Below are 26,954 nucleotides of genomic sequence, written 5' to 3'. Positions count from 1 at the left end.
TCTACCTCGCATAGTTATTTCTAAGTTGTCCACATGATGCATCAATATCTGAGCCCATTGATCTTCTTATAGTTGCATTTAAACCCCTAGTTGATAATTTTTTTTGAAATTGATCCATTACATTAGACTTAGTTTTTGAATATTTAAATTCTTCTATTGGATTTAAAGGAATAAGATTTATATGAATATTTTTACCTTTAAAAAGTTTCTCCAATTTATCAATGTCTTCTTTTAAATTATTTACCCCATCTATGACAACATATTCATAAGAAATTCTTCTTTTTGTTTTTTCAAAATAATAATCACAAGCTTTAACAATATCTTTTATTTTATATTTTTTTGCACTTGGCATATATTCCATTCTTTTTTTATCAAAAGCATAATGTAGGGAAACAGCCAAATTAATATCATATCCCAAATCTGCAAGCTTGTAAATTTTATCAACAAGTCCTACAGTAGAAATTGTTATTGCTCTGTGAGATAAATTTCTTCCATTGTCATCTGTAATTATTTTAATAAATTTTTCTATATTTGAAAAATTGTCTAGAGGCTCTCCTATTCCCATGACAACAATATTATTAATATCTGAATTTTCTCTTTCTAAAAGATAAATTTCTTCTATTATTTCAGATGCTAATAAAGATCTTTCAAGACCATTTTTGGTAGATGCACAAAAATTGCATCCCATTTTGCATCCTACTTGTGACGAAATACAAATTGTATTTCTATTATCGTATTCCATAAAAACAGCTTCAATAATATTTCCATCATCAAGTTCAAATAAATATTTTTTTGTTTTGTCCAAGTTAGATTTAAATTCTTTTAAAATTTTAATCTTTGGAAAATATAAAATTTGATCTAATTTTTTCCTCATATCTTTTGACAAATCAGTCATTTTAGAAAAATCATTTATTTTATTTACATGAATTTGCCTAAAAACTTGTTTTGCCCTAAATTTTTGAAATCCTAAATTTTTAAAAATTTCTTCTAATTCTTTGATAGTTTTGTCATTTATTGTTTGTTTCATAATCATATCTTTTCAAATTTCGTCAAGAAAAATCCATCTGTTTCATCTTCAAAACTATTAAATTCCAAGTAATCTTTTCCATTAATTTTTATATTTTTAAGCCTTTTTTTCTTGGATAAATAATTGAAATTATCTTTATTTTCAATACTTCCAATTGTACAAGTAGAAAATACCAAAATCCCACCTGTTTTTAAATATAAAAAAGCCTTATCCAAAATATTTTTTTGAAGTTTTGAAAGACTAATAACATCTTCCATAGTCCTATTATATCTTATCTCTGGTTTTCTATCCATAACCCCAAGACCAGAACATGGCAAATCGCATAAAATATAATCAAATTTTTCTTTGTATTCTTCCTTTAAAATACTAGCATCAAAATTTGTAATTTCTATATTTTTTAGTCCCAACCTTTTAATATTTTCATTTATTTTTGATAATTTATTAAAAGAAATATCATTTGCAATTATTTTTGATGAATTTTCGCAAAGTTCAGCTATAAAAGATGTCTTTGTTCCTGGAGCTGCACATATATCTAAAATATTTGAATTTTTTTTAGGATTAAGAATCTCGCAAACTTTTATAGAAGCTTCTGATTGGATTGTAAAAAATCCTTTTTTAAATTCTTCTGTGCTTGCTAAAGACTTAGGATTTTTAATTACAAGGCTTAAAGTCGAAATCAAAGAGTCTTCTACAATATATCCCTTATCTTCCAAAAGATTTTTTAATTTTTCTCTTGTGATTTTTGTTTTATTTATCCTTATAGATAATTTTCTTTCCTTATTCAAAGAATCTAAAAATTTTTGAGTATAATCTTTCCCGTATGAATCATTCAAATATTTTATAATCCACAAAGGCATGGAATATTTTATCGAATTAAATTCTTCATCATTTTCTTTATTTATTTTTGATAAATTTTTTTCATCTCTTATATAAGATCTTAAAATAGCATTTACAAAAGATTTTGATTTAAAAGAAACTTTTTTGGTAAGATTTACTAATTCATTTACTATTGCATAATTTTTTCTATCTAAAAAATGAATATTATAAATTCCAATTAACAAAATAAGTTTTACTTTTTTGTCCAATTTTTTCACTTTTATTTTTGACAACTTTGCCAAAATATACTCAAGGTATAATTTATTTTCCAAAACTCCATATATGTTTTTTGTTATATAGGAAATATCTTCTACTTTTTTTGCTATTTCATTAATAATATCTGTAGATTTTTCATTTTTATAAGAAATTCTATAAAGTCCATCTAATATTAATTTAAAATCTTCCATATTATCCTAAATAAATTCCTTCTTCAAAATCATTTCCAAGTAAAAATGACCTTGTATCCATAGCTTTTTTGCCTGGAAATTGAATTTTTTCAACTCTTATTCCACCATTTTTACAGCCAATAATAATTTTGTCATTTTTGTTAGCCTTATATACAAAAGATATTTTTGAATTTTCAATTTCAACTGGGCTTGCTTTTAAAATTTTTACATTTTCATTTTTATATGAAAAATATGCTTTTGGAAATTCTACAAAAGCTCTAATTTTATTTATTATTTCTTCTTTTGATTGATTAAAATCAATCTTTCCCATTTCTTTTGTAATTTTTTTTGTAAAAGTTGCCTTGTCATTATCTTGCTTTATTCTATTTTTCATAAAATCATCATAATTTAATACAGACTCAAGTATAACCTCACTTCCAATTTTTGATAGTTTTTCACTTAAAGATGTAAAATCATCTTCAGCCTTTATTTCAACTTCTTTTTGATTTATAATATCCCCTGAGTCCATTCCTTTTTCTATAAGCATGGCTGATGCATGAGTTTTTTTGTCACCATTTAATAGGCTAAATTGTACTGGACTAGAGCCTCTGTATTTTGGTAGAGATGATGGATGCAAGTTGATTATTTTATTTTTATATTCTTCTAATAATTTTTCTTTTATCAACTGACCAAAAGCAACTACTACTATATAATCAATATTTTTTTCTTTTAATAAATTTATAAATTCATCTGTGTTTACACTATCTGGAGTAACAACTTCAATATTATTATCCAAAGCATATTGCTTAACTACTGTTGGCTTAAATTTATTTCTATTTCTTTTTTTATCTTTTCCACTTACTACTAAACTTAGGTTTATATTTTCGTTTTTATTAAGAATATCCAAAGTTTCTAGCGAAAACTTTGGACTTCCCATAAAACATATATTTATTTTATTCGTCAAATTTAACTTCCTCTTCATAATTATCTATAAATAAAATCCCATTTAAATGATCAATTTCATGGCAAAGAGCTACAGCTTTTAGGCCTTCAGCTTCTATTTTTTTCTCATCTCCATTTTCATCTAAATATTTTACAACAACATGGGCAGGTCTTTTTACATTTGCATTAAAATTTGGAACTGAAAGACATCCTTCAACTCCCACTTGCTCACCATCTTTTTCAATAATTTCTGGATTTACAAGTTTAATCAAACCATCTTCGTCTCTAACATCCACAACTATAACTCTTTTTAAAAGTCCTACTTGTGGTGCTGCAAGTCCAACTCCATCAGCCTTATACATTGTTTCTGCCATATCATCTAATAAAATTTTAATTCTATCATTAACTTCTTTTACTTCTTTTGAAGTTTTTCTTAAAATAGGATCTCCAACTTGTCTTATATTTCTAATTGCCATTTTTTCTCCTTCTATTTTTCATCATCAAAATCTATCGAATAAATTTTTGAAATTCCACCATCGCCAATTGTAACTCCATGAATTTTTTCTGCCAATTGCATGGTAGTTTGTCTGTGAGTTATCATTATAAATTGTGTTTTGTCAGATAAAGATTTTAAATAATCTATATATCTTTTTATATTTGATTCGTCCATAGCCGCATCAATCTCATCTAATAAAGAAAATGGAGCAGGATTTGTTTCAAATATTGCAAATAATAAAGCCACAGCCGTCAGTGATTTTTCTCCACCAGATAATAAGCTTATATTTTTTGTACTTTTTCCTGGCGGGCAAGCGGATATATCAATTCCCGCATCTAATAAATCATTTGAATCAAGGCTTAGCTTTGCCTTTCCTCCCATAAACAATTCCTTAAATATCCTTTGGAATTTTTCATCAATTATATTGAAATTTTTGATAAATTCATCTTTCATATCTTCTTCAAGTTTTTTTATCATTTTTTCAATATCTTTTTTGGACTTTTCAAGGTCAATTTTTTGCTTATCTAAAAATTCAAATTCTTTGTAGGCCTTTTCAAAATCTTCTTTTGAATTTTCATCAAAAAATCCGACTTGAGTCAATTTTTTTTGAAGATTAAATAATTCTTCCTTTTTAATTTGCTTTGAAGAATTTTCGTAATTATTTTCTTTTAAATCTTCTAAAGATTTTGAAATAAATGGTCTAATTTCATCTTCTAAATTTTTCAAATCCTTGCTTATAGCTTCAAGTTTGTAATTAAACTTCACTATTTTCATAGAATATTCATTTAATTCATTTTCTATATTTTTAGATAGAGATAATAATTTATGATTAGAGTTTTTCTTCTCATCAATTTCCATAGAAATCTTGATTTTATTTTCCTCATCTTCTTTTACTTTTTCTTTTGTATCTAAAACTTTATTTTCACAAGCACTTATTTCTTTTTCTAAATTTATCAAACTTTCTTCTAAAGATTTTTTCATCTTTTGATTAAATTCTATATTTTGTTTCAAATTCAAAAGACTATTTTCATCTTCACTTATCCTATTTTCTAAAATATTTAAATCTCTTGTATTTATTTCAATACTATTTTTGTTTTTAAATATTTCGTTGGATAAATCATTAATTAGTTTGCTATTTTCAATAGATTTTTCCTTTAAAATCTCATCTTCTTTTTTTACATTTGAAAGTTTTAATTTGATTTTTTCTATATCTTTGAAATTTTCTTCTTCTTTTGATTCATTCAAAGATTCTTTTAACTCGTCAATTCTTTGAATTAGACTTTGCTTTTGATAATTTTTTTTGTCAAAAATAGACCTTATATCTATTAAATTTCCATTAGCTTCTACTAATTCATCTTCTTTTTTTTGCCTTAATCTTTGATTTTCTTCTAATTTTATATTTAAAGAGTTATAATTTTCTAATAAGTCATTTCTCTCGTTTCTTAACTTATTTATCCTAGACTTAATTTCATTTATTTTTTTATTTCTATTTAGGATATTAATATTTGATTTTCTAGCCTTATTAACTCCGGCAACCATTGAACCCCAAGTATTAATTAAATCAAGATTTAAAGAAATTATCCTATATCCCTTAATTTTGTTTGATAAGCTTACTGCATCGTCTATATTTTTTACAACAACCGTATTTGAAAGAAAATGATTAATAATATTTTCAAGTTTTGAATCAAAACTAACCAAATCATAAGCCATAGCTATAACTTCTTTTTCTTCAACTCTAGCTTTTTTATTTTGTTTTATTGAATCCAAAGGTAAAAATGTAATTCTGCCAAGCTTATTTTTATTTACAAAATTAATTATCTCTCTAGTATCTTTTTTTGACCATGTTACAATATTTTGGAGACCTTGACCTATAAGATTTTCAATTATTTCTTCATATCCTGATTTTACAGTTATAAGATTTGCTAGAGTATTTATATATAATTTTTCAATCTCTGTATTTTTGGTTTTTTTCAAAAAATCTGAAACAGAATAAAAATACCCTTCATTTCTTTCCATCAAAGACTTTTGTATCTTATAATTTGATATTTCTTCTTTGCAAGAAAGGTTATTTTGGTTGATTTCTTTTTCTAAATCATCTTTCTTATTTATTTCATTTATGATTTTTTCTTTTATATTTTCAAGATTTGTATTTTTTTCTTCAATATCTTTTGAAAGATTTTCTTTTTCCTTTTCCAATTTATTTAAATCTTTGCTAAGATTTGACAAATCATTATTTAATTCTTGAATTTTTTCATTGATTATCTTGTTATTTTCAAATCTTTGTTTTTCAAGAATTGTTCTTGTTTTTTGATCTATATCATAGTCATATATTAATTTATTTAAATCTTCGCCTTCTTTTTTTAATCTTTCAATTTCTTTTTGTATTGAAGATAATAAAGCAATGCTTTCATCTTTTTTCTCAGATAATTTTCTATTTTTTTCTTCTAAATTTTTAATTATATTTTTTGTATTTTCAAGCTTATCTTTTTGATTTTTTAGAGAAATTTCGTAATTTTTAAATTTCTCATCATACGATTTAAAATCATTGTTATTTCTTTCTAAATCTTTTTTGTTATAAAGAAGTTTTTGCCTATCCAGATTTATCTTATTGGTGTACTTATCAATATTTTTTTCATTGTCTAAAATTCTTTGGTCAAGATTTTTATATTTATTTTCTAAATCTCTGATATTTTCTGCTATTGGCAATAAAGATTCATTTACCTTATCAAATTCTCTAGTTTTTTCTTCTTGATTATTTTTTAAAATTTCAATTTGTTCAATTAAATCTTTATTTTTTTCGTTTAAAGACTTAGATTTATTTGCATAAAATAAATAGGCTTTTTCATTAAGCAAGCTTTCAATTTCAATATATTTTTCAAAATTTTTCGCTTCAATTTCAAGCTTATTTTTATCCTTATTTTTGTAGTCCCATTCTCTTTGAATTATCTCAAGATCTTCATCAACCTTAGATAATTTTTTTAGGGATTCTTCTCTTCTATATTTGTGAGTTGCAATTCCACTTGCTTCTTCAAAAATATTTCTTCTTTCTTGATTTGATGAATTCAAAATTTCATCAATTCTTCCTTGACCTATTACAGAATATCCTTCTTTCCCAATACCTGTATCCAAAAATAATTCTTTTATATCTTTAAGTCTTACTCTTTTTCCATTTAACCTATATTCATTGTCGCCATTTCTAAAAATTCTTCTAGAAATTTTTACAAGATCATAGTCACTGGACAAAGCCCTATCTTTATTATTAAATGAAAGATTTACTTCCGCCATATTCATAGGTTTTTTATCATCAGCTCCTTGAAAGATTACATCATCCATCTTCTTTCCTCTCAAAGATTTTACTGATTGTTCACCCAAAACCCATTTTATAGCGTCTGCTATATTTGATTTTCCAGAACCATTTGGACCAACTACAGCAGTTATTTGATTATCAAATTTTATTTTTGTCCTATTAGCAAAGGACTTAAATCCTTTAAGTTCAACACTTTCTAATCTAATATAAATCACCACCGTAAGTTTTTTCTACAAATTCTCTCATAAAATTTTCAATATCATAGGATATTTTTTTATCCTCATACTCTATAAAATTATTTTCATCATTTTCAAAATTTATAATCAAGCCATATTTTTTGTAAAAATAATTTTTGTTTGCTTTTTTATTTCCAGCTATTATTGAAATTTCTCTGTTTGATATATGAATTTTTATCTTATTTTTTAGCCTATATTTATTTATTAATTCTTCCAAATAAATTTTGTGAATATTTGTTTCAACCAATTGTCTAATTGAAGGATGAAAAGGCCCTGCAACAACATCTTTTTTTTCATTTATATTTTCTGTTGGTTGAAGTCCTATTCTTATTACTGGAATTTTTTTATATGAATAAATCATATAAAGCCTACTAGATATTTCAATAGCTTCATCCAAGCTAAGAGGCTTATATAAACGCTCTTTATATAATTTTTCAAGTTTTGTATCTTTTATAACCAAAGTCGGATATATTCTTACCATATCAGGATTCATTTTTATAGACTCTAATCCTGTTTTGATAGCTTTATCAAAAGAATCCTTATAAAGACCAGGCATGATTTGATGACCTAATTTAAAACCATAATCTTTTATTAATTTGCTTGCCCTAATTGAATCTTCTTTACTATGACCTCTCTCATTTGCATTTAATATTTCATTATCAAGTGATTGTATTCCAAGTTCAATTACATCAACCTCATATTTTTTTAATATATCAAGAATAGAATTATTTATATAATCAGGTCTTGTAGATAATCTGATTCTATCAATAATTCCCTTCTTTTTATAATTAAGTGCAATTTCAAGATAAGAAATCATTACTTTTTCATCAAGACCTGTAAATGAGCCACCAAAAAATGCAATTTCTTTAAGATTTTCATTTTTTGGAAAATATGATAAGTATTGATTAATTTGCCTTATAGTATTTTCTTTATTTATATTGTCCTTATAATTTGTAATTTTGACTTGATTGCAAAAAGCACAATCGTGGGGACAACCCAAAAATGGTATAAAAATTGGTATTATATATTCTTTTTTACTCATTTGTCAACTTCTTATAAGCGATTCTTGCTGCCATTTGTTCAGCTTCTTTTTTATTTTTTCCCTTGCCAGTGCTAAGTTTTTTATTTTTGGCTGAAACTTCCATATAAAATGTTTTATTATGCTCTGGACCTTCTTCTTTTACAAGTTTATATTTTAAAATTATTCTGTTTGTCTTGTTAAAATATTCTTGTAATTTTGTTTTGTAATCAATAAAAAGCAAGTCATTTTCTAGAAGTTCTTTTACAATTTCATAATAATTTTTCATTAAAAAATCTTTTAGAAAATCATATCCTGCATCAAGATAAATTGCAGCACAAAAAGCCTCAAAAGTATCTGCTTTTACAGATTTTTTTTCTCTACCATTATGACTTTCTTCCCCTTTTCCAAACAACAAATATGAAGATAAATTAAATTTTTCACTTGCTTTTGAAAAAGATGAAGTACAAACTATCCTTGATCTTATTTTCGTTAATTTTCCTTCTGGATATGTTTTGTGATTTTTGTAAAGTTCTTCGCTTACAATTAAATCGAGAATGCTATCTCCCAAAAATTCCAATCTTTCGTTTGATGATTTATTTTCATCCTTGCTCTCATTAATATAAGAAGAATGAGTAAGGGCTACATCAATAAGATTTTTATTTTTAAAAGTGTAGCCTATACTCTCTTCAAGTTTTTCAATTTCTTCTAATCTTTCTTTACTTAATTTCATTAATTTTTGCTTTCTATTAAAGATATTACATCTGAAAATTTTTCGATTTCATCTAATTCGTCATCAGAAAATTCTATGTCATACTTATCTTCAATTGCCATAATAAAATCAAGCATATCGATTGAATCTATGTCATAAGCTGTGATTTCTTTTTCAAAATCAATTTCATCTTCATTAATATCTAAATTTTCTTTTACTAATTCAATTAATTCTTCTCTTATCATTCTAATTCTCCTTTTATTTTTTCTATTGTATTTGTATTTACATAATCTATTAAGCCTAAAATCGCTGAGCTAAATGCTTTTTCATTAGAATTGCCGTGAGCCTTATAAACATATTGGTTTACTCCCAAAAGTGGAGCTCCTCCTATAGAATCTGAGTTATATTTTGATAAATTTTCTTTTAATGAATTTTTTATCAAGGCTCCTCCAATTTTTGTTGAAAATGATTTGTAAATTGCATCTTTAATTTCCTTACTGAAAAGACTAATTACACCTTCTGCAGTTTTTATAGCAATATTTCCGTCAAATCCATCTGCTATTACTATATTAGTCTTGCCAGTAAACAAATCTCTTGCTTCAATATTTCCTTTGAAATTTATTGAAGATTCTTCCAATAATTTGTAAGTTTCTTTTGCTAATTTGTTGCCCTTGTGTTCTTCAATTCCAACATTTAAAAGTGAAACTGTAGGATTTTCTATATGAAGTACATTTTTTGCAAAAACACTTCCCATTATTGCAAATTCTTTTAAAAATTCTGCTTTGCAATCCATATTTGCCCCAGTATCCAATAATAAAGTTGTATTTTCATAAGTTGGTAGGCTTGTTGCTATGCAAGCTCTTTTTATTCCTTTAATTCTTCCAGAAATAAATAATCCGCTTGCAAGAATTGCTCCTGTTGAGCCTGCAGAAACTAATCCATCGTAACCATCTTCATTTAATTTGTCAAAAGCTTTAACCATTGTAGAATCTTTTTTTCTTCTTATAGCCTTTACTGGATCTTCATTATTTTCAATTTTGTCTTTAGCATCTATTATTTCGTAGGATTTTATTCTTCCATCAATAATTTTTTCTATTTTTTCTTTATCTCCAGAAAAAACTGGCACAAAATCTTTTTCTTTTAAAGCACTAATTGCACCTTCTATTGGAATTTTTATTCCATCATCTACTCCATAAGTATCTATAATTATCTTCATAATTTCCCCTTATTTTTGATATTAAAAAAAGATAGTGTTACCACTATCTTAATTTAACTCAAGAACTTCTTTGCCTTTATGATAACCACAGCTTGGACAAACTCTATGTGGTAACATTGGTTCATGACAATTTGGACACTCTACATAAGTTGATTTATTTAATCTGTAAGCTGAAGCTCTTCTTTTATTTTTTCTTGTTTTTGATGTTCTTCTCTTAGGTACTGCCATTCTAACACCTCCTAGTTATGAGTTTTAGCAATCTTAAACATTATATAAGTAAATGTTAAAATTGTCAAGCTATACTAGTTTTTTAGTGTCTCTTGCAATCATTAATTCTTCGTTTGTTGCTATTACAAAAACTTTTACTTTTGAATCATCAGTTGAGATTAAATGACATCCGCCACGAACATTATTTTTTTCTGGATCAATTTTAATTCCAAATTGTTCAAAGCCTTTCATTATGTCAGCTCTCATTGTTGCAGAATTTTCTCCGATTCCACCAGTAAATACAATTGCATCAGTTTTTCCGATTTCTGCCATATATCCTGCTACATATCTTTTTGCTCTATTAGCAAACATTTTTAAAGCAATATCTGCTCTTTTATTTCCATCATTTGCAGCATTTTCAAGATCTCTAAAGTCTGATGATACTCCAGAAACTCCAAGAACTCCTGATTCTTTATTTAGGACATTGTCCATTTTTTTTGTATCATATCCATATTCATTCATCAAAAATGTCACAACTGTTGGATCTAAATCTCCACTTCTTGTTCCCATTACAAGTCCTTCAAGTGGTGTAAGTCCCATTGTTGTATCAAATGATTTTCCTTCTTTAACTGCACAAATTGAAGATCCATTTCCCAAATGGCATGAAATCATATTTAAATCTTTTTGATCTTTTTCTAAAACTTTTGCTGTTTTTTGTGTAATGAAATCATGGCTTGTTCCATGGAAACCATATTTTCTAACAGCTTGGTCTTCGTAGTATTTATAATCAATTCCATAAAGGAAATTTTCTTCTGGCATCGATTGGTGGAATGCTGTATCAAATACTGCAACATTTTTTACATTTGGTAGAAGTTTTTCACAAGCTTCAAGTCCCATCATATTTGCTGGATTGTGTAATGGTGCAAACTTTGAATATTCTTTTACAGCTTCTTTAACTTCGTCATCAATTACAACAGATTTTGTAATTTTTTCTCCACCATGAACAAATCTATGGCCAACTGCATCTATTTCAGATAAATCTGAAATCACACCATTTTCTTTATCAGTTATAGCATCAAATACGTGTTTAACTGCTTCAGTATGGTCTTTCATATCTTCTTCAATTATATATTCGTCGTCGCCTTTTTCTTGTTTAAGTCTTGATCCATCTATTCCAATTCTTTCTACAAGACCTTTTACTAAAACTTCTTCATTGTCCATATCAAATAATTGATATTTTAAAGATGAAGATCCACAATTGATAACTAATATTTTCATTTATTCCTCCATTAAAATACTTTTTTTGATTTAATTTCAATAAATTTTGGATTTTCTATATCATCAATATAATCTAGCGATTTTTCTTCATTGTATGAATAATCAACTATATTAGTGTAATCATTTTTTGATATTAATTGCCCATCAATAATAAGTTTGCTATTATTTTTTGAAATAATGCCGCCTTTTATTATAAGCAAACCATCCAAAACTAAATCATTTTCCAAAATCAAATCTTTACCAATAATTACTATACCACTAATTCGTCTTGGTGTCTTAATTTTATTGGAAAAATTTTTTTCTTCATTTGATAAATTGCTCTGATTTTTCTCTAAATTATCATCATTTGGAATTTCGCTTGATGTAATCTTTTCTTTCTCTCTTTTTACAATTAATTGTCCACCAATTTTTAAAAATCGATTTTCTAAATCATTTTCTAATGTAAAATTTTCAAATTCTTCAAATTTATTTTGTTTAAAATTCAAATTTTTATAAAATTCGCCGAAATTTTCATCAAGTATTATTTTTTTATTTTCTCTTAGCGCATACTTATTTCTTAAATCCAAAACCATTTCTAATATAGCCTTTGAATTTCCAATTTTTTTTACACTTCTTAATACAAATTCTTTTCCATTTTGTTTTTGAATTTTTACTTCTTCTTTTTCATCAAAATAATCAAAATAAAATGGATGCCACAAATTGTCATCATTTTCATTTACTATCTCAACATCTTCCAACAAAGTTTTTTTACCATCTACAATTATGGCATAAAGTGATTCTAATTCGTAAATTGCTTTTTTCCTATTGTACAAGTCCTTATTTGAATCATTGTTATTTATCGCCTGCTCAAATATAAAGGTTAGGCTTACTGATAAAAGAAGTAAAATTATCAGAACATAAATGGATAAAAGTCCTCTTTTTTTCATTCAAGCCTCCTTATATAAGTTTTGTAATTTGAATTTCCTTCTTTTTCATAAAAATCAATATCTATCGTAAATGAATCATCATTTTTATCATAAGATATTTTTGAATCACTACAATATCCTATTGGAATTTTTATTTCTCTTTGGCTACTTGAATTTAAATTATTGATATAAACGTATAATTTTTTTCCATTTTGTTCAAATCTATATGTAGACTTATTTTTACCTTCACTAATTAATAATTTAAAATTATTTTCATTTTTAAAGTCAATTATTTTATCTGATTTTCTTATAACATTTTCTATATACAAAATACAATTTGTTGAATTTTTATAGTCAATTTCATCCTCATAGGTTTTTTGACTAATTGAAAGATTTGTTTTTACAATATTATTTATCAAGACTATAAGAATTGATCCGATGGCTATGGCACAAATTAATTCTAAAAGGGTAAAGCCTTTTTTTCTCATTTTTTTACCACCACTTCTAAATTATATTTATCACATACTACTTCTATGTATTTCAAATTTTCATTATAGGATTCTATTCTTGTATTAATTTTAAAACCATTTTCTAAATCTTCATATTCTCCTTCATCCCTATTTTTTGATATTTCTAAAACTTTCTGCATTGTAAATAAAATTTTAGAATCATCTTTTATTTTTCTGGAATTTTCATAAATAGAAAAAAGTGATGGAAGTAAATATATACTTATTATGCTTATAAGAGCTAGAGCAATAATTATTTCAATCAAGGTAAATCCTTTTTTATTTTTATTCATATCTTATCCTTCCAGCAATCGGCGACACTATAATAGAATATTTTTTGTTAGAAGAAGAAAAATAAATCGTACTTGCTCCCTCTACACTTCCTGTTGGTCTAAATACAAAAGTATTTTTTGTGTTTGCTTTTATATATTTTAAAAAAACTTCTTTTACCATTTCATTATCATCAGCTCTTTTTATTGCGTATTTATTAATGTCTATATTTATTTTATATTTATAACCTGTAACTAAGGATTTTTCTCTGCAATAATTTATATCAGCTTGCAGGTTTTCAATTTCTTTTTTTTCTTGAAGTTTTGGTATCAAACCTGATTTTATTAAAATCACACTTGAAATCAAAGAAATTATAGCAAGTGTTACTATTAATTCGATTAAAGTAAAGGCTCTTTTTTTCATAAACACCTCACAAAAGACTTATAATATAAGCAATAAATATATAAATACAAAATGGAATCATTATTTTCATTGATTTTTTCTTGATAGCTATTATAATTGCAAAAATCGCTCCAATCCAAATAGAGCCTAAAATTAAATATAAAATTCTTTCATTTTCTAAAAATAAAAATAAGGCTAAATAGAAAAAATAATCTCCATCTCCTATATTTTTCTTAGATATAAAATAAATTAAAAAATATAGGAAAGTAAAAATTAAAATAATTTTAAAAAATTCAAAATCAAATCCCAAATAAAAAATTCTATATATTAATCCAATAAAAGCTAAAATATAAACATATCCCATATATATTTCCATGCTTTTAAAATCAATCATAGCTATTACAAAAGAAAAAATTAGAGATAAAAAAATCAAACTTCCTTCCATAAAAGTTTTTTCTTTCATAGCAAATATAAATAAAAGACCCCCTATTATTTCATAAAGAATATATGAAAATGGGATCTTTTTTTGGCAAAATCTACACCTTGCTTTTAAATTTATGTAAGAAAAAATAGGTATAAGATCTCTTTTTAATATTTTATTGTTACAAAATGAGCAGTGACTTGGTGGATAAGCAATATTTTCTCCTCTAAGTGTTCTATCACACAATGAATGTGCAAATGAACCGAATATCGCTCCCAAGAAAAAATAAATTATATTAATCATCTATTTTTTCTCTTTTAAATCAATTGTATTAGGCTCAATTGTAATTGTTGAATTTTCAGGATCAATTGTTACTTTATATTCCTTTGAATCTAGTCCAATTCCTTTTGGAATCTCAGGCCATTTTTCTACATATTGAAGTGAATCTTCACTTTCTTTTGTCCAAGTTACTTCGCTATCATTTGCATTTAATTCATTTAATTTTACGCTAGCTGCAGTTTTTAACATTGACACATTTGCATTGTGAGCAGTTATTGCCGCTTGTTTTTTTGATTTTTGATATTTTGGTATAGCTATTGCTGCAAGTATGGCTATAATTGCAATTACAATAATTAATTCAATAAGAGTAAATCCTATTTTTTTATTTTTAAATTTTTTAAACATTAACTTCTCCTTAAAAATTAATGGCATTAACCGAATCAAACATTGGTATGGCAATAGAAAAAACTACAAATCCAACTACTAAAGCCATAAAAAGTATCAAAAAAGGTTCAGCTAATCTTGATATTCTTTTTAATCTGTAAATATATTCATTAGCATAATAATTAGAGGCTTTTTTGAGAGATTTTGTCATATCTCCGCTGTCTTCGCCGACCTTTATCATTGCTATAAATAATTTTGTAAAAACATTTTCCTTATCCAAAGACCTTGATAAATTATTACCTAATTTTAAGCTTTCCTCTACATTTGTTAGAATTTGTTTTAAATATTGATTTTTGAAAGAATTTTTTATTATATCAATACTTTCAACAATATCTACATCGCCCTTTTTTAGGATATATAAAAGCGAAGAAATTTGGTATTCTATATTTAAAAGTCTAAATTTTTTAAAAAATATAATTTTAAATAAGCTTTCATCAATTTTATTTCTGTATTTATCTTTACGTCTTAGTAAAATTATTGTAAAAACAAAAATAAAAATTATTAATAAAATAAGCAAGCCATTTTTATTAAAAAAATCTGAAATATTTAAAAGAATTTTTGTAGCTATTGGTAAGCTTCTTGCATTTTCTTCAAAAACTTCTATAAAAGTAGGCATAACTTTTGTTAAAATCGTTATAACAACTCCTATAGTAACAATTAATAAAATTATAGGATAAATCAAAGCTTCACTTATTTGATTTTTGTTTTTACTTTCTTCGGTCATATATGTAGATAACTCATCAAGAATCTTTGAAAGATTTCCGCTTGCATCTCCACTTTTTACAAAAGCTGTAACAATAGGTCCAAAGGCTTTTTCTTCTTTTTTAAAAGCCACATAAGCTTCGTCTCCCTTTTTTAGGGCTAATGATACATTGACCAAAGCCTTGTTCAATTTCTTGTCAAGTCTTTGGTCAATTATTATCATTAAACTATCGTATAAGGATACCGATGAGTCAATAAGTAAACTTAATTGCTTTAAAAATAAGGATAAAATATTGGAATTTATCCTAGCTTTTCCTATATCCTTGTTTAAAAAAGCCTTCAGCTTATCAAATTTTATTTTATTCAATTAAACTTCAAGTAATTCTTTATTTTTGCTTTCAACAGTTTTTTCGACTTTATCGATATATTTTTTTGTGATTTTTTGTATATCTTCTTCTATTGAAAATAAATCATCTTCTGTTAAGTCTGCAGATTTTTCAGCTTTTTTTGCTATATCCATTGAATCTCTTCTTATATTTCTAATTTGAATTTTGCTATCTTCAGAATATTCAGAAACTTGCTTTGTAAGTTCTTTTCTTCTTTCTTCAGTCAAAGCTGGGAATGGAAGTCTAATTACTTCTCCATCATTTTGTGGATTTATTCCTAAATCAGATTTATTAATAGCCTTTTCAATTTCTTTAATATTAGATTTATCCCAAGGTTTAATAACTAAAAGTCTTGGCTCTGGTGTAGATATGGTTGCAGCTTGGTTAATTGGTGTTTGAGTTCCATAATATGAAAATGTAATTCCATCCAATATAGAATCATTAGCCCTGCCTGCTCTAATTTTTGATATTCTAATTTCGAATGATTCACAAGCTTTCTTCATCGAAGCTTCGGTATCTTTAATAATCTTATCGTACATCAAAATTCTCCTTTACAATTGTACCAATTTCTTTTCCTTCAACTATTTTAACTAAATTTTCTGGATTATCAATTCCGAAAGCAAGGATTGGCATATCATTATCCATACACAAACTTGTTGCTGTAGAATCCATAATCTTTAATCTTTTTTGTAAAATTTCACTATAGGTTAATTTTTCATATTTTACGGCATCATCAAATTGGTTTGGATCTTTATCATAAATTCCATCAGTTCCTTTTTTACCTAATAAAATCATATCAGCATTAATTTCCAAAGCCCTAAGAGATGCTGTTGTGTCAGTTGAGAAATATGGTAGACCAGTGCCTGCTGCAAAAATTACAATTCTTCCCTTTTCAAGATGTCTTACAGCCCTTCTTCTTATGTAAGGCTCAGCAACTTCTTGCATATTTATTGCAGTCATTAGTCTTGTTTCAAGTCCCATTTTTTCAAGAGTATCTTGAACTCTAAGACCATTCATAACAGTTCCAAGCATACCAATCGTATCACTTGTTGCACGTTCAATATGTTGACCGCTTCTACCTCTCCAGAAATTTCCACCGCCAACAACTATGGCAATTTCAAGTCCCTTGTCTCTAGCTTTTTTTATATTTTCGCAAATAAGATCAATGGTGTCATCATCAAAACCAAATCCCTTATCTTTTGCTAGTGCTTCTCCACTTAATTTTAAAACTACTCTTTTTATATCTCGCAAAACTTTTCCTCCTATTAGTAAAATTATATACTATTTTTTTATATTGATAAAGTTATAGCTAATAAAAATTTATTAAATAGTTTACTATAAATATAGATACCCATATTCAAAAAATTCTATCTATATCAAAAATGGAAAATTTTATATTTTTATTATTTTATAGGATTTTTATTAAATGACGAAAATTTATCTAATACTAAACTTATCAAAGCAAAAATTATTCCAAATCCTACAAGAATATAAATATTATTTAAAAATATTTCTTTTGAAAAATCATTTGCTATCATATTATTGTTTGCTACATAATAAAAGCTTGGAAAAACTCTAGCTAATAAAAGGGCGTTTTTACTTAAAATCTCTTGAGGTACAAAAACCCCTGTTAAAAATGATGAGCCTAGAGCAAATATATTCATTACAGCCATCATAATATTGCTATTACTTATTAATTTCGAAATAAAAAGAGCAAGACTAACTGTAGATAAGGCAAAAATCAATGAATTTATCATCATATATATTATTCTGTTGGATAAATCTTCTTTCCCATTTAAAACAAAAAATGCAATGATATAAAGAATCCAAGAAAAAATAGCAAAACAAATATTACCCAAAAGTATTTGCAAATTTCTTTTTGTTTTACTTAAAGGAGAAATCAAATTTCTTTGACTGATATTTTTATTTTTATAAGTCAGGCTAACCAAAGAAACTACCAAAATTATCTGACTTAAAAATACATAAGATAAAAAGTTAAAGAAAAATAAAATTTTTTCAGGTATAATTTGACCCTTATCTTTTTTTAGAGAAATTTTCACTTTCTTTTGAAAATCTTTCTTCGTATTTTTGATTGCATCATTAAGATTTAAACCTGCTTTTTCATAAAGCGAAATTTGATCTAAATATAAGTTTACTGATTCTTTTACATATTGATAATATTTTGCACTTTGGCTCTTTTTTATTTCAACTTTTCTTTCTTTATCAAAATTTTCTGGAATTTTTATATAGGCTGTTACTATTCCATAAAATAAATTATCATCAATATTTTTTCCTTTAAGATCAACAATTTTATTTTCTTTTTCCATATATGTAATAAAAGATTTTGATAAATCACTTTGGCATGAGTCTTCTATATAAATTTTTGCCTTTTCTTTTTTATAAACATTGGAATTGGTATTAGTAGAATTAGAAAATATAAGTAAGGACATAAAAATTATTGTGTATAAGGCTATTGCCTTTGTATGTCCTCTTATTATTTTAAAATAATTTTTAAATACTATCATATTGTCTACCCCTTGTTAATAAATAAGAAATCAATCCAAATAGCAAAGTCAAAAACAATAAATATCCTATATTCTCCCAATACCTATCCAAAGTATCATAATAATAAAGACTATAAATTCCATCATTAATTAAGCTTGCTGGATTAAGTTTGTTTATTATAGGATAATTTTCTTGGATTAATATTTTCACATCAGAATTCATCATTCCAGCCAGGTATGAAAAAAGCATGCTTACAGCTATTCCTATTCCACTTTTTATTTCTATACTAGCCTTATTGGATAAGCCGATTAAACACCCAAACAAGACTCCAAATAAACTTGCAAGACCTATAAGAAATATTAAAAGACCTAACTTATTAGAAAAATCTATTTTATAAATTTTATTAAAAAATAAAATTGTAAATAAGACTATGGAAAAGTTTATTATAAATCCTGCCAAAATTGATGCTGAAAGGCTTATTGATTTTTTTATAGGAGCTATTGCATTTCTTTTTGCAAGACTTGATAGGTTTGCTTCATAATTATAAATAACCAAAAGTCCAAAACTAAATCCATACAATGCCTGCATGCCAATAAGAGCATAGAAAAATGTGTTAACAATATTTATATTTTTCTTTGAAATATTCTTTATATGGTTTGAACTTTCAGTTAATATCTTGGGATTAAAACTAGGATTTTTTCTAAAAATTTTCTTTGCCATAATCCCTTTTCTAAGATAAGCATTCAAAATACTTTCAACAATCGATTCATATAGACCTGATTTTTTAAATTCTACTTTGTCATAATCTTTTATGTAGGCAGTGATTTTTTCATCATCCATCTTTTTTTTATCACAAATTTTAAATATTTTTTCTTTTTCTAATGTTTTCAAAAAATCATCAAAATATTTATCATCTCTCAAACCATCTTTTACAACAACATTAATAGGCTCAAATTTCATTGAATTTTTTATATTACCAAGAGCAATATTAAAGAAAAATCCCAAGATTAAAGGAAATATCAAAGACCAAAAAATAAGACTTTTATCCCTAATTAAAACTTTAAAAGTATTTTTAAAACTGTGAACGAACATACTAATCCCTCAATTCTTTTCCAGTCAATTCAAGAAATACATCATTTAAACTAGGTCTACTTGAGCTTAGATGGTCATATTTTGTTTCAAATGAATTTAATATATCAACAAGATTTAAAATATTTGAATCTTTAGAAAAACTTAATTTACAATTTCTTCCCTTTATAGAAAAATCAATCAAAGAATCCATAGCTTTTATTTTTTCAATCAAGTCATCTGATAAATCATCAGATTCAAAAGAAATTTTTTCCTTTAAATTTATGGTATCCTTTAAGCTTTCAGCATCGCCTTTTGCAATTATTTTTCCCTTATCAAGAATAACAATGTAATCACAAAGGCTTTCAACCTCATCCATATAATGAGAAGTGTAGATAATGCTTGCTCCATCTTCATTTAACTTTTTTATCCCTTCCAAAATATTATTTCTAGATTGAGGATCAACTGCAACAGTAGGTTCATCAAAAATAATTAAGTCAGGCTTATGAGCTATTCCACAAGCAATATTTAACCTTCTTAGAAGTCCACCAGATAATTGCTTAGGTTTAAATTTAACAAAATCACCAAGACCAACAAGATCTATAGTTTTTTTTACGAGAATTTTTCTTTTATTTTTATCTTTTATGTATAGACCGCAAAAATAATCTATATTTTCATAAACATTAAGCTCATCATAAACACCAACATCTTGAAAAACTACACCAATTTTTTTCTTAATATTAAATGAATCAGCAGTCATTTCTTCGCCAAAAATTTTAATAGAGCCTCCATCATTTTTTAGTAAAGAAAGAATGCAAGAAATGCTAGTAGATTTTCCAGAACCATTAGGTCCCAAAAGCCCCAAAATTTCTCCTTCATATAAATCCAAATCCAAATTATCAACAGCAATAAAATCTTTATATTTTTTAACCAAAGACCTAACTTCAATAACTTTATTAACCATGATTTTTCTCCTTTTATTTATTTTAGCATATAAGAATGAGTAAAAATATTATAAAAATGTAAAAATATTGTAAAAATTAGCATAAAAAAAAGACGTTATTACTAACGTCTAAAAATTTCTGGTGCGGGATAAAGGAGTTGAACCTTCACGAGAAAATCTCACTAGATCCTAAGTCTAGCGCGTCTGCCAATTCCGCCAATCCCGCGTATGGGGTGAGTAGAGAGATTCGAACTCTCGATCTCCTGGGCCACAACCAGGTGTCTTAACCAACTGGACCATACCCACCAAATAAATAACTTACTATACAAGTATACATCCAATCAAATCACTTGTCAAGCAAAGTGTAAAATATTCAAAATATTTTTACATTTTACAAGGGCCTTTCTCTTTCGACTTATATATAATACCACTAATAAAAAATTAATGCAAATTTATTTTCATTTTTATGTTTTACAAAAAATATCTCTTATAGTAAAATACTTTTAAGAAAGATATATTTAGAGGTGATTTTATGAAGAAAAAATCTAATAGCAAAATGATTTTAAAAATTTTTGCTGTTGTAATTGTTTTGTCTATGGTTATTCCTATTATTATGAATGCTGTTGAATCATTATGATTGTTGAAAATATTGAATATTCTGATAAATATAATTTGGTAAAAATTACCATTTCAAATGAATTTTTTTATATTTCTTATGATTTTTTTAATGATTTAAGTTTATCTGTTGGAGCGGTTATTGATTTTGATTTGTATAAGGATATTCTAAGGGAAAATGACTTTAATAGATGTAAAAATGAAGCTTTAAAACAATTATCTTACGGTGCAAAGATTTCTTTCGATTTGAAAAAAAAATTGAAGGAGAAAAAATTCAATAATGATTCGATTTCTAGGGTTATTGATTTTTTGACTGAATATAGTTTAATTGATGATAAAGCTTATGTGAAATCTTATATAAATGATAAATCAAGGATAAATAATTGGTCCAAGGGTAAAATTAGATATAAATTAAAGTCCAAATTTATTGATGATAGTTTAATTGATACTTATTTGGATGAAATTTCCTATGATGAAGAGTATGAAAAAGCTTATGATGCAGGTCTTAATAAAAAAGAAAGTGTAAATGATAAAAATAAAGTATATAGATTTCTTGCTTCTAGGGGATTTTCTTATGATATTATAAGTGATGTGTTGGGTGATTTGTTCAAATGAAAAATGCTTTTGTTTATATTTTAAGATGTTCTGATGGAAGTCTCTACACTGGTTGGACTAATAATTTACAAAATAGATTGGAAACACACAACAAGGGAATTGGTGCAAAATATACAAGAGCAAGAAGACCTTGCAAGTTGGTTTTTTATAAAGAAGTTTCTGATAAAAATAAGGCTATGAAAATTGAATATAGAATAAAAAGATTAAACAAAAAATTCAAAGAAAATATTGTGGATAATTTTGATAGAAAAAAATTAGAGCTTATCGATTAGATAAGCTCTTTTTCTTTTAATTTTTTATAGAGGCTTTCTCCTCTTCTTTTTATTGACAATTCAAATAGTCCCATATTTGTAAAGCCATATATTTCGTAAGTGTCAAAATATTTTTTTATATTTTCGTTTATTTTATCAATCAATTGATCATTTTTACTAGATTTTAAAAAATCTATAACGACCATACCGCCAATATTTCTAAGATTTAAATTGTAAAAAATAAAATCTATCAAATCTTCGTTAACCTTATAATAAAAATCATCTTTATCCATAGTTGATTTTTTCTTTGATGAATTCACATCAATAAAGCAAAGCGTTTCAAGATCATTGATTATTATTGATAAATCGCCTTTGTAAATCTTTTTTTCCTTAATGTTTTTTATTGAATCTGAAATAATTTTATTATTTTTTATATCAAGCTCAACAAGTTCCAAATCTTTATTTTTTTCACAATATAAGTCAAATTCATTGTAAGTTTTCAAGAGTTTTGGAGAAGGCGTAAAATTTTCTTCATTTATTAATTTTTCTTTAAGTTCAAGTAATTTATTATAATTTTCAAAATTTTTCTTTCTACCTTTTTTCAATTTTGGAAATCCCTTATTTTTGAACCTATACAAATAATAATCTTCATTTTCGATTCTAAAATTTGCGCTCATAGTTGCTAATTTATCGTCAAATTCTTCTTTAATAATTTGGCAAATTACATTATCTCCAATTTTAAATTTTTTATTTGATTTTAAAAAAGCCTTTTTGCCATCATCATACAACAAAAAATAAGCATTAATAGAATCAATTTTATTTACTACTTTTGCCCTATAAATATTGAACAAATATGGAGAATAAAATTTAAATTCAAAAAGCTTGTTATCGACAATTTTGCCAAAGGCTTTTTCTTTATAATCTACAAAAATGTATGATTTCATTTTGCTAATTTCTTCTTTAATTTTTCAAAAAATCCAATTTTTTCGATATTTTCATTTTTTTCATTCAAAAGATTTGAAATAATATTTTCATAGGATGTATCTTTTGATTTTAAACCTAAAAATTTTGAAGGTTTAGCAAGAATTTCATGTCTATATTCCCTAATATCAAAATATTTGTCATTACTTTCAATAAAAAAATAATCGGAAACAAAGTTTTCATTGATTTTACTTTCATCAATAATTTTAATTACTTTTTTATCATCTATTAAATCTTTATCTAAACCATTTACAATAAGGACATCATAATAATTTATTTTTCCCAAAAGACTTGATATATCTTCTTTTTTTATTTTATATTTTGAATTAATTAATGGAGCTATGGCAATATCTATATTATCACAAGTTTTTCTAATAATTTTTTCAAGACCTACAAGGTCAAGGAAATAATCACATATATCGTATGTGATCATTCCTCCCATATCAAATAAATCTTCAATATTACAATCCTTGTTCCTTTCAAATGAGAGAATCAAAACAGACTTATCCTTAGACAAAATTTTTGAAAAATCTTTTATAAAATTTAATTCATTTTGATTTTTTGAATTTATTAAATATATATCCATTTTATTCTCCTTGTGTATTTTCTTGATTATTACCTTCGGTATTTACTTCATTAAGAAGATTTTGCTTATCTGGATTTATTTTTATATCAAAATATTTGCAAACTATGTCTCTAAAAATTGGTGAAACATTAAATGATGTTCCTCCTTGAGTTAAAATTATTGATATTGCAATTTCTGGATCATCGTATGGAGCAAATCCAATCATCCATGCATAAGGATCATAACCACTTCCATCTGGATTTTTACCTTCAACTTCTGCTGTTCCTGTTTTTACTCCAACTTCAAGAGGCATTCTATTTAAAATAGCATTATTTTGTGCAACTAACAAGGCACCATATTTTATATCTTCCAAATATTTATCATCTTTAATAGAAATTTTTTTATGATTAACTTGATTTTGATATAAAATATCTTTCGAATTATGGTTTGTTACTTCTTTTATTAATGTGTATTTATTTAAATAACCACCATTTGATATTGTAGAGATAACTCTATTCATTTGTAGTGGCGTGTATGAATTTTGCCCTTGTCCTATAACTATATTTAACATATCTGTTATATCCCATTTTGCTTGATTTAGATAAGTAAATTTTAAAGTATCAGCAAGACCTGCCCTATCATCTTTTTTGATTTCTAATGGTTCATAACCCATTTTATCAATCATTTCTATTAATTTTTTTCTATTTATAGAATTTGGATTATCCGCTAATTTTACAAGTTCATTTTTATCATTTTCAATTTCAGATTTTGTTTTTTTAACATTTTTTTTCAAATATTTTTTTATATTTTTATCAAGGTACTTCTTCATTAATGATTTTGTAACTTCTAATTTCTTTTCAACAGATGGTATATTTCCACTTGATTCCTGTGGAATATTTATTTCTATTCCAGAAGTTTCATCTAATCCCAAAGTACTAGCAGCTTTTTTTACATCACTTAGTTCAAGTTTAAATCCAAGGCTTTTGCCAGTAGATGGATTTTCTCCCAAAGCCAAACAATAAAAGTAATAGTTACATGAATCTCTAATTGCATCATATAAATTTTCTTCTCCATGGTTGCCACCAGTTGTTGACCAAATTAAACAAGAAAATCTCCTACTTCCTATATCCATAAAACCATTACAATAATTTGTCATTTGTGGATTTAATCCTTTTTCAAGAGCTGCCAAAGAAGTAACTAATTTAAACGTAGATCCAGGCATAACAGCAGTTTGACTTGCCACATTTAACATAGGTCTTGCTGCTAGAACAGATGAATCATCATCTACTTGTAAGCTTTCCCAATCAGAAGAAGAAATTCCTGTAGAAAATAAATTAGGATCATAACTTGGATATGAAGCCATTGCAAGAACTTCTCCAGTTTTTACATTGCTTACAACAACTGCTCCATTTGTTGAATAAGGAGCAATTTCGCTAGTATTAAAATTCCCATATTCAGATTCATAGGTTTTACCTGTTCTAATTGATTCTAGAACTTTTGAAAGAGATTTTTCTGCTTGTGCTTGCAAATTTGCATCTATGGAAAGATAAACATCATTTCCTGGCTCTGATGGAGTTTTTGATAATGTTTCAATTCTATTTCCTGATGAATCAACCGTTACAATACTTTTTCCATTTTTTCCCCTAAGAGTATCTTGATATGATTCTTCAATTCCAGTTTTGCCGACAATTTCATCTCTTAAATATGAATCTTTTTTTACATATTTTTCTACTTCTTCATCGGTTGCTATTGGTCCCATGTAGCCTAAAATATGGCTTGCCAAATTTCTATTTGGATAAGATCTTATAGGAATTGTTGCCACACTAATTCCCTTTGATTTGTCAATATTTTCTTCAATTCTTAGAACAGTCGAATCATCTAAATTATAAACTAAATTAATTGGTCTAAAACCAAAAGAGCCTTGCCTATTAATAATGCTATCGATTGTCAAAATCCCACAAGCCTCATAGTCATTGTTATTTTTTATATCTGACACTGATTTTATATAATCAAGAACTTCTTTTGCGCTTTTTGCTTTATTTAGTTTTTTTACAACCTTATCTCGACTTTCATTTTTATCTCTGCTTGCATAATATTCAAAGAAATCTTTTTTGGCAACATTAAAAGTATAATCCCATTTGCTTGGTTTATCTTCTGAAATATCGATTGATGGATAGACGTTATTTATAGCATTAGCATTTTGTGCCAAATATTTTAAATCTTTATCTAAGATTACGCCCTTCAATAATTTATGTTTGTCAGCAAGATTTGCCAATTCTTCTGCTGGATCTCCAGCTTGAGAATTTTTAAATTTTATATCAACAGAATATATGTTTTTTTTATCTTTTGTTTCGGTTTTTACTTCTGTTGTAAAGTTTGCATATATACCTTTGTTTTCCAATTTTTCTATCAAAATATTTGCCGGAATTAAGTAAGAACCATCTTCTTCATTTAAGCTTGCTGATTTTAAAAATTCTTTGATTGAAGATTTTTTTACAATTTCATAAAAATCATCACTAGCTTTTGTATCTAATTTTATTTCTGGATAGCCATCATTTAAACTAGCTTTTTTTTGTATGAGCTTTTCATCTGCCATCAAACTATAATCTTTTAAAATCACATTAGATTCTAAATTTTTTTCTTTTAAAATATTATAAGTTAATAATCTTGCTTGATTATTTTCAAGTATATTTTTTATAACAGACTTATCGTCGCCAATTGCACTAACAACAACGTCAAGAGGATCATCTTTTGTGCTATGACCTAATGCTTTTAATTTTTCTTTTGCATTTTCCTTATATACTAAGTTAAGTTTATTATTTTTTTGCTTAACTAATATAGGAATATCTATTCCTCTTTTTTTCAAGGCAAGAAGGGCAGTTTTTATTGTTTCATATTTTATCCCATCTTTGTTGCTAAAAGATCCTACTATTTCTCTTGTTAAATTTTTTTCAACTATTATATCAACAATTTTATCTTCTGGTGATTTTTCTTCTTTGAAATAATCATCCTCACTTTTGTATTGGAATGAATTTAGTCTAATATCAAAATCATTTTGGTAATTTACACCTGCTTCTTCCAAAATATTTACCAAAGAATTTACAGCCTTTATCCTATCTTCATCATCCAAGCTTGTAAGTTTATCTTTATATAATTGCACAGCAAAAGATGGAACTGTTGTAGCAAGAACATTTCCATTTCTGTCTAAAATATCTCCTCTACTTGCAATTTCGTCAACTTCTTGAACTTTTCTATTATCTGATAAGTCTCTGTAATGTTCTCCTTGATTTATCATAAGGATAAATAATTTCACAAAAATTGCAAAAAACATTAGACCAAAAACTATTTGCAAAATAGTTATTCTATTTTCTTTTTGTTTTCTCAAAACTTACACC

At 25.8% G+C, this 26,954-nt stretch carries 28 protein-coding genes and 2 tRNA genes; 2 read left to right on the top strand and 28 right to left on the bottom strand.

All coding sequences use genetic code 11. From position 1 onward, the window contains the following. Position 1: 1 nt before the first annotated feature. From rlmN to HMPREF0078_RS02645, 25 genes are all read right to left on the bottom strand, one after another. Positions 2 to 1,033 (bottom strand): 23S rRNA (adenine(2503)-C(2))-methyltransferase RlmN, encoded by a 1,032-nt coding sequence (gene rlmN / locus HMPREF0078_RS02765; RefSeq protein ID WP_004838561.1) that lies wholly within the window; start codon positions 1,031 to 1,033, stop codon positions 2 to 4. After that, positions 1,030 to 2,310 (bottom strand): 16S rRNA (cytosine(967)-C(5))-methyltransferase RsmB, encoded by a 1,281-nt coding sequence (gene rsmB, locus HMPREF0078_RS02760; protein ID WP_004838560.1) that lies wholly within the window; start codon positions 2,308 to 2,310, stop codon positions 1,030 to 1,032. The genes rlmN and rsmB overlap by 4 nt, the downstream gene beginning before the upstream one ends. 1 nt (position 2,311) lies before the next feature. Further along, positions 2,312 to 3,271 carry a methionyl-tRNA formyltransferase gene (gene fmt, locus HMPREF0078_RS02755; RefSeq protein ID WP_004838559.1) on the bottom strand — a complete coding sequence of 320 codons (960 nt, stop codon included), beginning with the start codon at positions 3,269 to 3,271 and terminating at the stop codon, positions 2,312 to 2,314. Further along, on the bottom strand, positions 3,243 to 3,707 hold the full coding sequence (def, locus tag HMPREF0078_RS02750) for a peptide deformylase (RefSeq protein ID WP_004838558.1): 465 nt from the start codon (positions 3,705 to 3,707) through the stop codon (positions 3,243 to 3,245). Before def ends, fmt begins: the two co-directional genes overlap by 29 nt. Positions 3,708 to 3,718: 11 nt before the next feature. Beyond that, the gene (smc, locus tag HMPREF0078_RS08935) at positions 3,719 to 7,240 is read right to left on the bottom strand and encodes a chromosome segregation protein SMC (protein ID WP_039920719.1); all 3,522 of its coding nucleotides are present in this window, start codon (positions 7,238 to 7,240) and stop codon (positions 3,719 to 3,721) included. Then, complete coding sequence (locus HMPREF0078_RS02740) at positions 7,236 to 8,312, bottom strand: elongator complex protein 3 (protein ID WP_004838556.1); 1,077 nt, start codon at positions 8,310 to 8,312, stop codon at positions 7,236 to 7,238. Before HMPREF0078_RS02740 ends, smc begins: the two co-directional genes overlap by 5 nt. Next, the gene (gene rnc / locus HMPREF0078_RS02735; RefSeq protein WP_004838555.1) at positions 8,305 to 9,021 is read right to left on the bottom strand and encodes a ribonuclease III; all 717 of its coding nucleotides are present in this window, start codon (positions 9,019 to 9,021) and stop codon (positions 8,305 to 8,307) included. Before rnc ends, HMPREF0078_RS02740 begins: the two co-directional genes overlap by 8 nt. Then, positions 9,021 to 9,245, bottom strand: coding sequence for an acyl carrier protein (locus tag HMPREF0078_RS02730; protein ID WP_004838554.1), 225 nt, complete (start codon positions 9,243 to 9,245; stop codon positions 9,021 to 9,023). The genes rnc and HMPREF0078_RS02730 overlap by 1 nt, the downstream gene beginning before the upstream one ends. Beyond that, positions 9,242 to 10,216, bottom strand: coding sequence for a phosphate acyltransferase PlsX (gene plsX / locus HMPREF0078_RS02725; RefSeq protein WP_004838553.1), 975 nt, complete (start codon positions 10,214 to 10,216; stop codon positions 9,242 to 9,244). Before plsX ends, HMPREF0078_RS02730 begins: the two co-directional genes overlap by 4 nt. A 48-nt stretch (positions 10,217 to 10,264) precedes the next feature. Beyond that, positions 10,265 to 10,444, bottom strand: a complete 180-nt coding sequence (gene rpmF, locus HMPREF0078_RS02720) for a 50S ribosomal protein L32 (protein ID WP_004838552.1) — start codon at positions 10,442 to 10,444, stop codon at positions 10,265 to 10,267. A gap of 69 nt (positions 10,445 to 10,513) precedes the next feature. After that, positions 10,514 to 11,701, bottom strand: a complete 1,188-nt coding sequence (locus HMPREF0078_RS02715; RefSeq protein WP_004838551.1) for an acetate/propionate family kinase — start codon at positions 11,699 to 11,701, stop codon at positions 10,514 to 10,516. A gap of 11 nt (positions 11,702 to 11,712) precedes the next feature. After that, positions 11,713 to 12,627: a hypothetical protein gene (locus HMPREF0078_RS02710; protein WP_004838550.1), complete on the bottom strand. Its 915-nt coding sequence runs from the start codon at positions 12,625 to 12,627 to the stop codon at positions 11,713 to 11,715. Beyond that, positions 12,624 to 13,094, bottom strand: coding sequence for a prepilin-type N-terminal cleavage/methylation domain-containing protein (locus HMPREF0078_RS02705; protein WP_004838549.1), 471 nt, complete (start codon positions 13,092 to 13,094; stop codon positions 12,624 to 12,626). Before HMPREF0078_RS02705 ends, HMPREF0078_RS02710 begins: the two co-directional genes overlap by 4 nt. Continuing rightward, a complete protein-coding gene (comGE, locus tag HMPREF0078_RS02700) occupies positions 13,091 to 13,405 on the bottom strand; it encodes a competence type IV pilus minor pilin ComGE (protein ID WP_004838548.1) in 315 nt (104 codons plus the stop codon). Before comGE ends, HMPREF0078_RS02705 begins: the two co-directional genes overlap by 4 nt. Further along, complete coding sequence (locus HMPREF0078_RS02695) at positions 13,398 to 13,805, bottom strand: type II secretion system protein (RefSeq protein ID WP_004838547.1); 408 nt, start codon at positions 13,803 to 13,805, stop codon at positions 13,398 to 13,400. Before HMPREF0078_RS02695 ends, comGE begins: the two co-directional genes overlap by 8 nt. A gap of 7 nt (positions 13,806 to 13,812) precedes the next feature. Next, complete coding sequence (locus HMPREF0078_RS02690; RefSeq protein WP_004838546.1) at positions 13,813 to 14,508, bottom strand: prepilin peptidase; 696 nt, start codon at positions 14,506 to 14,508, stop codon at positions 13,813 to 13,815. Continuing rightward, entirely contained in the window at positions 14,509 to 14,889 is a 381-nt protein-coding gene (locus HMPREF0078_RS02685) for a prepilin-type N-terminal cleavage/methylation domain-containing protein (protein ID WP_039920434.1), read from the bottom strand. 10 nt (positions 14,890 to 14,899) lie between these two features. Further along, positions 14,900 to 15,997: a type II secretion system F family protein gene (locus HMPREF0078_RS02680; protein ID WP_004838544.1), complete on the bottom strand. Its 1,098-nt coding sequence runs from the start codon at positions 15,995 to 15,997 to the stop codon at positions 14,900 to 14,902. Next, positions 15,998 to 16,555, bottom strand: a complete 558-nt coding sequence (frr, locus tag HMPREF0078_RS02675) for a ribosome recycling factor (protein WP_004838543.1) — start codon at positions 16,553 to 16,555, stop codon at positions 15,998 to 16,000. After that, positions 16,545 to 17,267, bottom strand: a complete 723-nt coding sequence (pyrH, locus tag HMPREF0078_RS02670; protein ID WP_004838542.1) for a UMP kinase — start codon at positions 17,265 to 17,267, stop codon at positions 16,545 to 16,547. The genes frr and pyrH overlap by 11 nt, the downstream gene beginning before the upstream one ends. A gap of 152 nt (positions 17,268 to 17,419) precedes the next feature. Further along, positions 17,420 to 18,541: an ABC transporter permease gene (locus HMPREF0078_RS02665; RefSeq protein WP_004838541.1), complete on the bottom strand. Its 1,122-nt coding sequence runs from the start codon at positions 18,539 to 18,541 to the stop codon at positions 17,420 to 17,422. Beyond that, positions 18,528 to 19,613 carry an ABC transporter permease gene (locus HMPREF0078_RS02660; RefSeq protein ID WP_004838540.1) on the bottom strand — a complete coding sequence of 362 codons (1,086 nt, stop codon included), beginning with the start codon at positions 19,611 to 19,613 and terminating at the stop codon, positions 18,528 to 18,530. Before HMPREF0078_RS02660 ends, HMPREF0078_RS02665 begins: the two co-directional genes overlap by 14 nt. Before the next feature lies 1 nt (position 19,614). Beyond that, a complete protein-coding gene (locus tag HMPREF0078_RS02655; protein ID WP_004838539.1) occupies positions 19,615 to 20,553 on the bottom strand; it encodes an ABC transporter ATP-binding protein in 939 nt (312 codons plus the stop codon). A 119-nt stretch (positions 20,554 to 20,672) separates the two neighbouring features. Next, positions 20,673 to 20,758: transfer RNA gene (locus HMPREF0078_RS02650), tRNA-Leu, on the bottom strand. Between the two features lie 3 nt (positions 20,759 to 20,761). Continuing rightward, positions 20,762 to 20,838, bottom strand: a tRNA-His gene (locus HMPREF0078_RS02645). A 327-nt stretch (positions 20,839 to 21,165) separates the two neighbouring features. On the opposite strand from HMPREF0078_RS02645, the gene HMPREF0078_RS02640 reads away from it, so the two are divergent. Then, positions 21,166 to 21,762, top strand: a complete 597-nt coding sequence (locus HMPREF0078_RS02640) for a regulatory protein RecX (RefSeq protein WP_004838538.1) — start codon at positions 21,166 to 21,168, stop codon at positions 21,760 to 21,762. Then, positions 21,759 to 22,034 carry a GIY-YIG nuclease family protein gene (locus HMPREF0078_RS02635; RefSeq protein WP_004838537.1) on the top strand — a complete coding sequence of 92 codons (276 nt, stop codon included), beginning with the start codon at positions 21,759 to 21,761 and terminating at the stop codon, positions 22,032 to 22,034. Before HMPREF0078_RS02640 ends, HMPREF0078_RS02635 begins: the two co-directional genes overlap by 4 nt. Here HMPREF0078_RS02635 and HMPREF0078_RS02630 read toward each other — a convergent pair. From HMPREF0078_RS02630 to HMPREF0078_RS02620, 3 genes are read right to left on the bottom strand one after another with little or no spacing between them, the layout of a single operon-like run. After that, entirely contained in the window at positions 22,031 to 22,957 is a 927-nt protein-coding gene (locus HMPREF0078_RS02630; protein ID WP_004838536.1) for a ribonuclease E/G, read from the bottom strand. The two genes, HMPREF0078_RS02635 and HMPREF0078_RS02630, sit on opposite strands and share 4 nt — an antisense overlap. After that, positions 22,954 to 23,580, bottom strand: a complete 627-nt coding sequence (locus tag HMPREF0078_RS02625; RefSeq protein WP_004838535.1) for a hypothetical protein — start codon at positions 23,578 to 23,580, stop codon at positions 22,954 to 22,956. Before HMPREF0078_RS02625 ends, HMPREF0078_RS02630 begins: the two co-directional genes overlap by 4 nt. Before the next feature lies 1 nt (position 23,581). Further along, a complete protein-coding gene (locus HMPREF0078_RS02620) occupies positions 23,582 to 26,944 on the bottom strand; it encodes a penicillin-binding transpeptidase domain-containing protein (RefSeq protein ID WP_004838534.1) in 3,363 nt (1,120 codons plus the stop codon). Between the last annotated feature and the right edge of the window lie 10 nt (positions 26,945 to 26,954).

Source organism: Anaerococcus vaginalis ATCC 51170 (assembly GCF_000163295.1).
Classification (GTDB): Bacteria; Bacillota; Clostridia; order Tissierellales; family Peptoniphilaceae; genus Anaerococcus; species Anaerococcus vaginalis.
Note: the sequence above shows the minus strand (reverse complement) of the source record. Positions and strands in the feature narration are given on the sequence as shown.

What these genes read in the sequence shown, in the direction of transcription:
- rlmN (WP_004838561.1), bottom strand. Translation starts at nt 1,033, where the DNA reads ATGATTATGAAACAAACAATAAATGACAAAACTATCAAAGAATTAGAA.
- rsmB (WP_004838560.1), bottom strand. Translation starts at nt 2,310, where the DNA reads ATGGAAGATTTTAAATTAATATTAGATGGACTTTATAGAATTTCTTAT.
- fmt (WP_004838559.1), bottom strand. Translation starts at nt 3,271, where the DNA reads ATGAAGAGGAAGTTAAATTTGACGAATAAAATAAATATATGTTTTATG.
- def (WP_004838558.1), bottom strand. Translation starts at nt 3,707, where the DNA reads ATGGCAATTAGAAATATAAGACAAGTTGGAGATCCTATTTTAAGAAAA.
- HMPREF0078_RS02740 (WP_004838556.1), bottom strand. Translation starts at nt 8,312, where the DNA reads ATGAGTAAAAAAGAATATATAATACCAATTTTTATACCATTTTTGGGT.
- rnc (WP_004838555.1), bottom strand. Translation starts at nt 9,021, where the DNA reads ATGAAATTAAGTAAAGAAAGATTAGAAGAAATTGAAAAACTTGAAGAG.
- HMPREF0078_RS02730 (WP_004838554.1), bottom strand. Translation starts at nt 9,245, where the DNA reads ATGATAAGAGAAGAATTAATTGAATTAGTAAAAGAAAATTTAGATATT.
- plsX (WP_004838553.1), bottom strand. Translation starts at nt 10,216, where the DNA reads ATGAAGATAATTATAGATACTTATGGAGTAGATGATGGAATAAAAATT.
- rpmF (WP_004838552.1), bottom strand. Translation starts at nt 10,444, where the DNA reads ATGGCAGTACCTAAGAGAAGAACATCAAAAACAAGAAAAAATAAAAGA.
- HMPREF0078_RS02715 (WP_004838551.1), bottom strand. Translation starts at nt 11,701, where the DNA reads ATGAAAATATTAGTTATCAATTGTGGATCTTCATCTTTAAAATATCAA.
- HMPREF0078_RS02710 (WP_004838550.1), bottom strand. Translation starts at nt 12,627, where the DNA reads ATGAAAAAAAGAGGACTTTTATCCATTTATGTTCTGATAATTTTACTT.
- HMPREF0078_RS02705 (WP_004838549.1), bottom strand. Translation starts at nt 13,094, where the DNA reads ATGAGAAAAAAAGGCTTTACCCTTTTAGAATTAATTTGTGCCATAGCC.
- comGE (WP_004838548.1), bottom strand. Translation starts at nt 13,405, where the DNA reads ATGAATAAAAATAAAAAAGGATTTACCTTGATTGAAATAATTATTGCT.
- HMPREF0078_RS02695 (WP_004838547.1), bottom strand. Translation starts at nt 13,805, where the DNA reads ATGAAAAAAAGAGCCTTTACTTTAATCGAATTAATAGTAACACTTGCT.
- HMPREF0078_RS02690 (WP_004838546.1), bottom strand. Translation starts at nt 14,508, where the DNA reads ATGATTAATATAATTTATTTTTTCTTGGGAGCGATATTCGGTTCATTT.
- HMPREF0078_RS02685 (WP_039920434.1), bottom strand. Translation starts at nt 14,889, where the DNA reads ATGTTTAAAAAATTTAAAAATAAAAAAATAGGATTTACTCTTATTGAA.
- frr (WP_004838543.1), bottom strand. Translation starts at nt 16,555, where the DNA reads ATGTACGATAAGATTATTAAAGATACCGAAGCTTCGATGAAGAAAGCT.
- HMPREF0078_RS02665 (WP_004838541.1), bottom strand. Translation starts at nt 18,541, where the DNA reads ATGATAGTATTTAAAAATTATTTTAAAATAATAAGAGGACATACAAAG.
- HMPREF0078_RS02660 (WP_004838540.1), bottom strand. Translation starts at nt 19,613, where the DNA reads ATGTTCGTTCACAGTTTTAAAAATACTTTTAAAGTTTTAATTAGGGAT.
- HMPREF0078_RS02655 (WP_004838539.1), bottom strand. Translation starts at nt 20,553, where the DNA reads ATGGTTAATAAAGTTATTGAAGTTAGGTCTTTGGTTAAAAAATATAAA.
- HMPREF0078_RS02640 (WP_004838538.1), top strand. Translation starts at nt 21,166, where the DNA reads ATGATTGTTGAAAATATTGAATATTCTGATAAATATAATTTGGTAAAA.
- HMPREF0078_RS02635 (WP_004838537.1), top strand. Translation starts at nt 21,759, where the DNA reads ATGAAAAATGCTTTTGTTTATATTTTAAGATGTTCTGATGGAAGTCTC.
- HMPREF0078_RS02630 (WP_004838536.1), bottom strand. Translation starts at nt 22,957, where the DNA reads ATGAAATCATACATTTTTGTAGATTATAAAGAAAAAGCCTTTGGCAAA.
- HMPREF0078_RS02625 (WP_004838535.1), bottom strand. Translation starts at nt 23,580, where the DNA reads ATGGATATATATTTAATAAATTCAAAAAATCAAAATGAATTAAATTTT.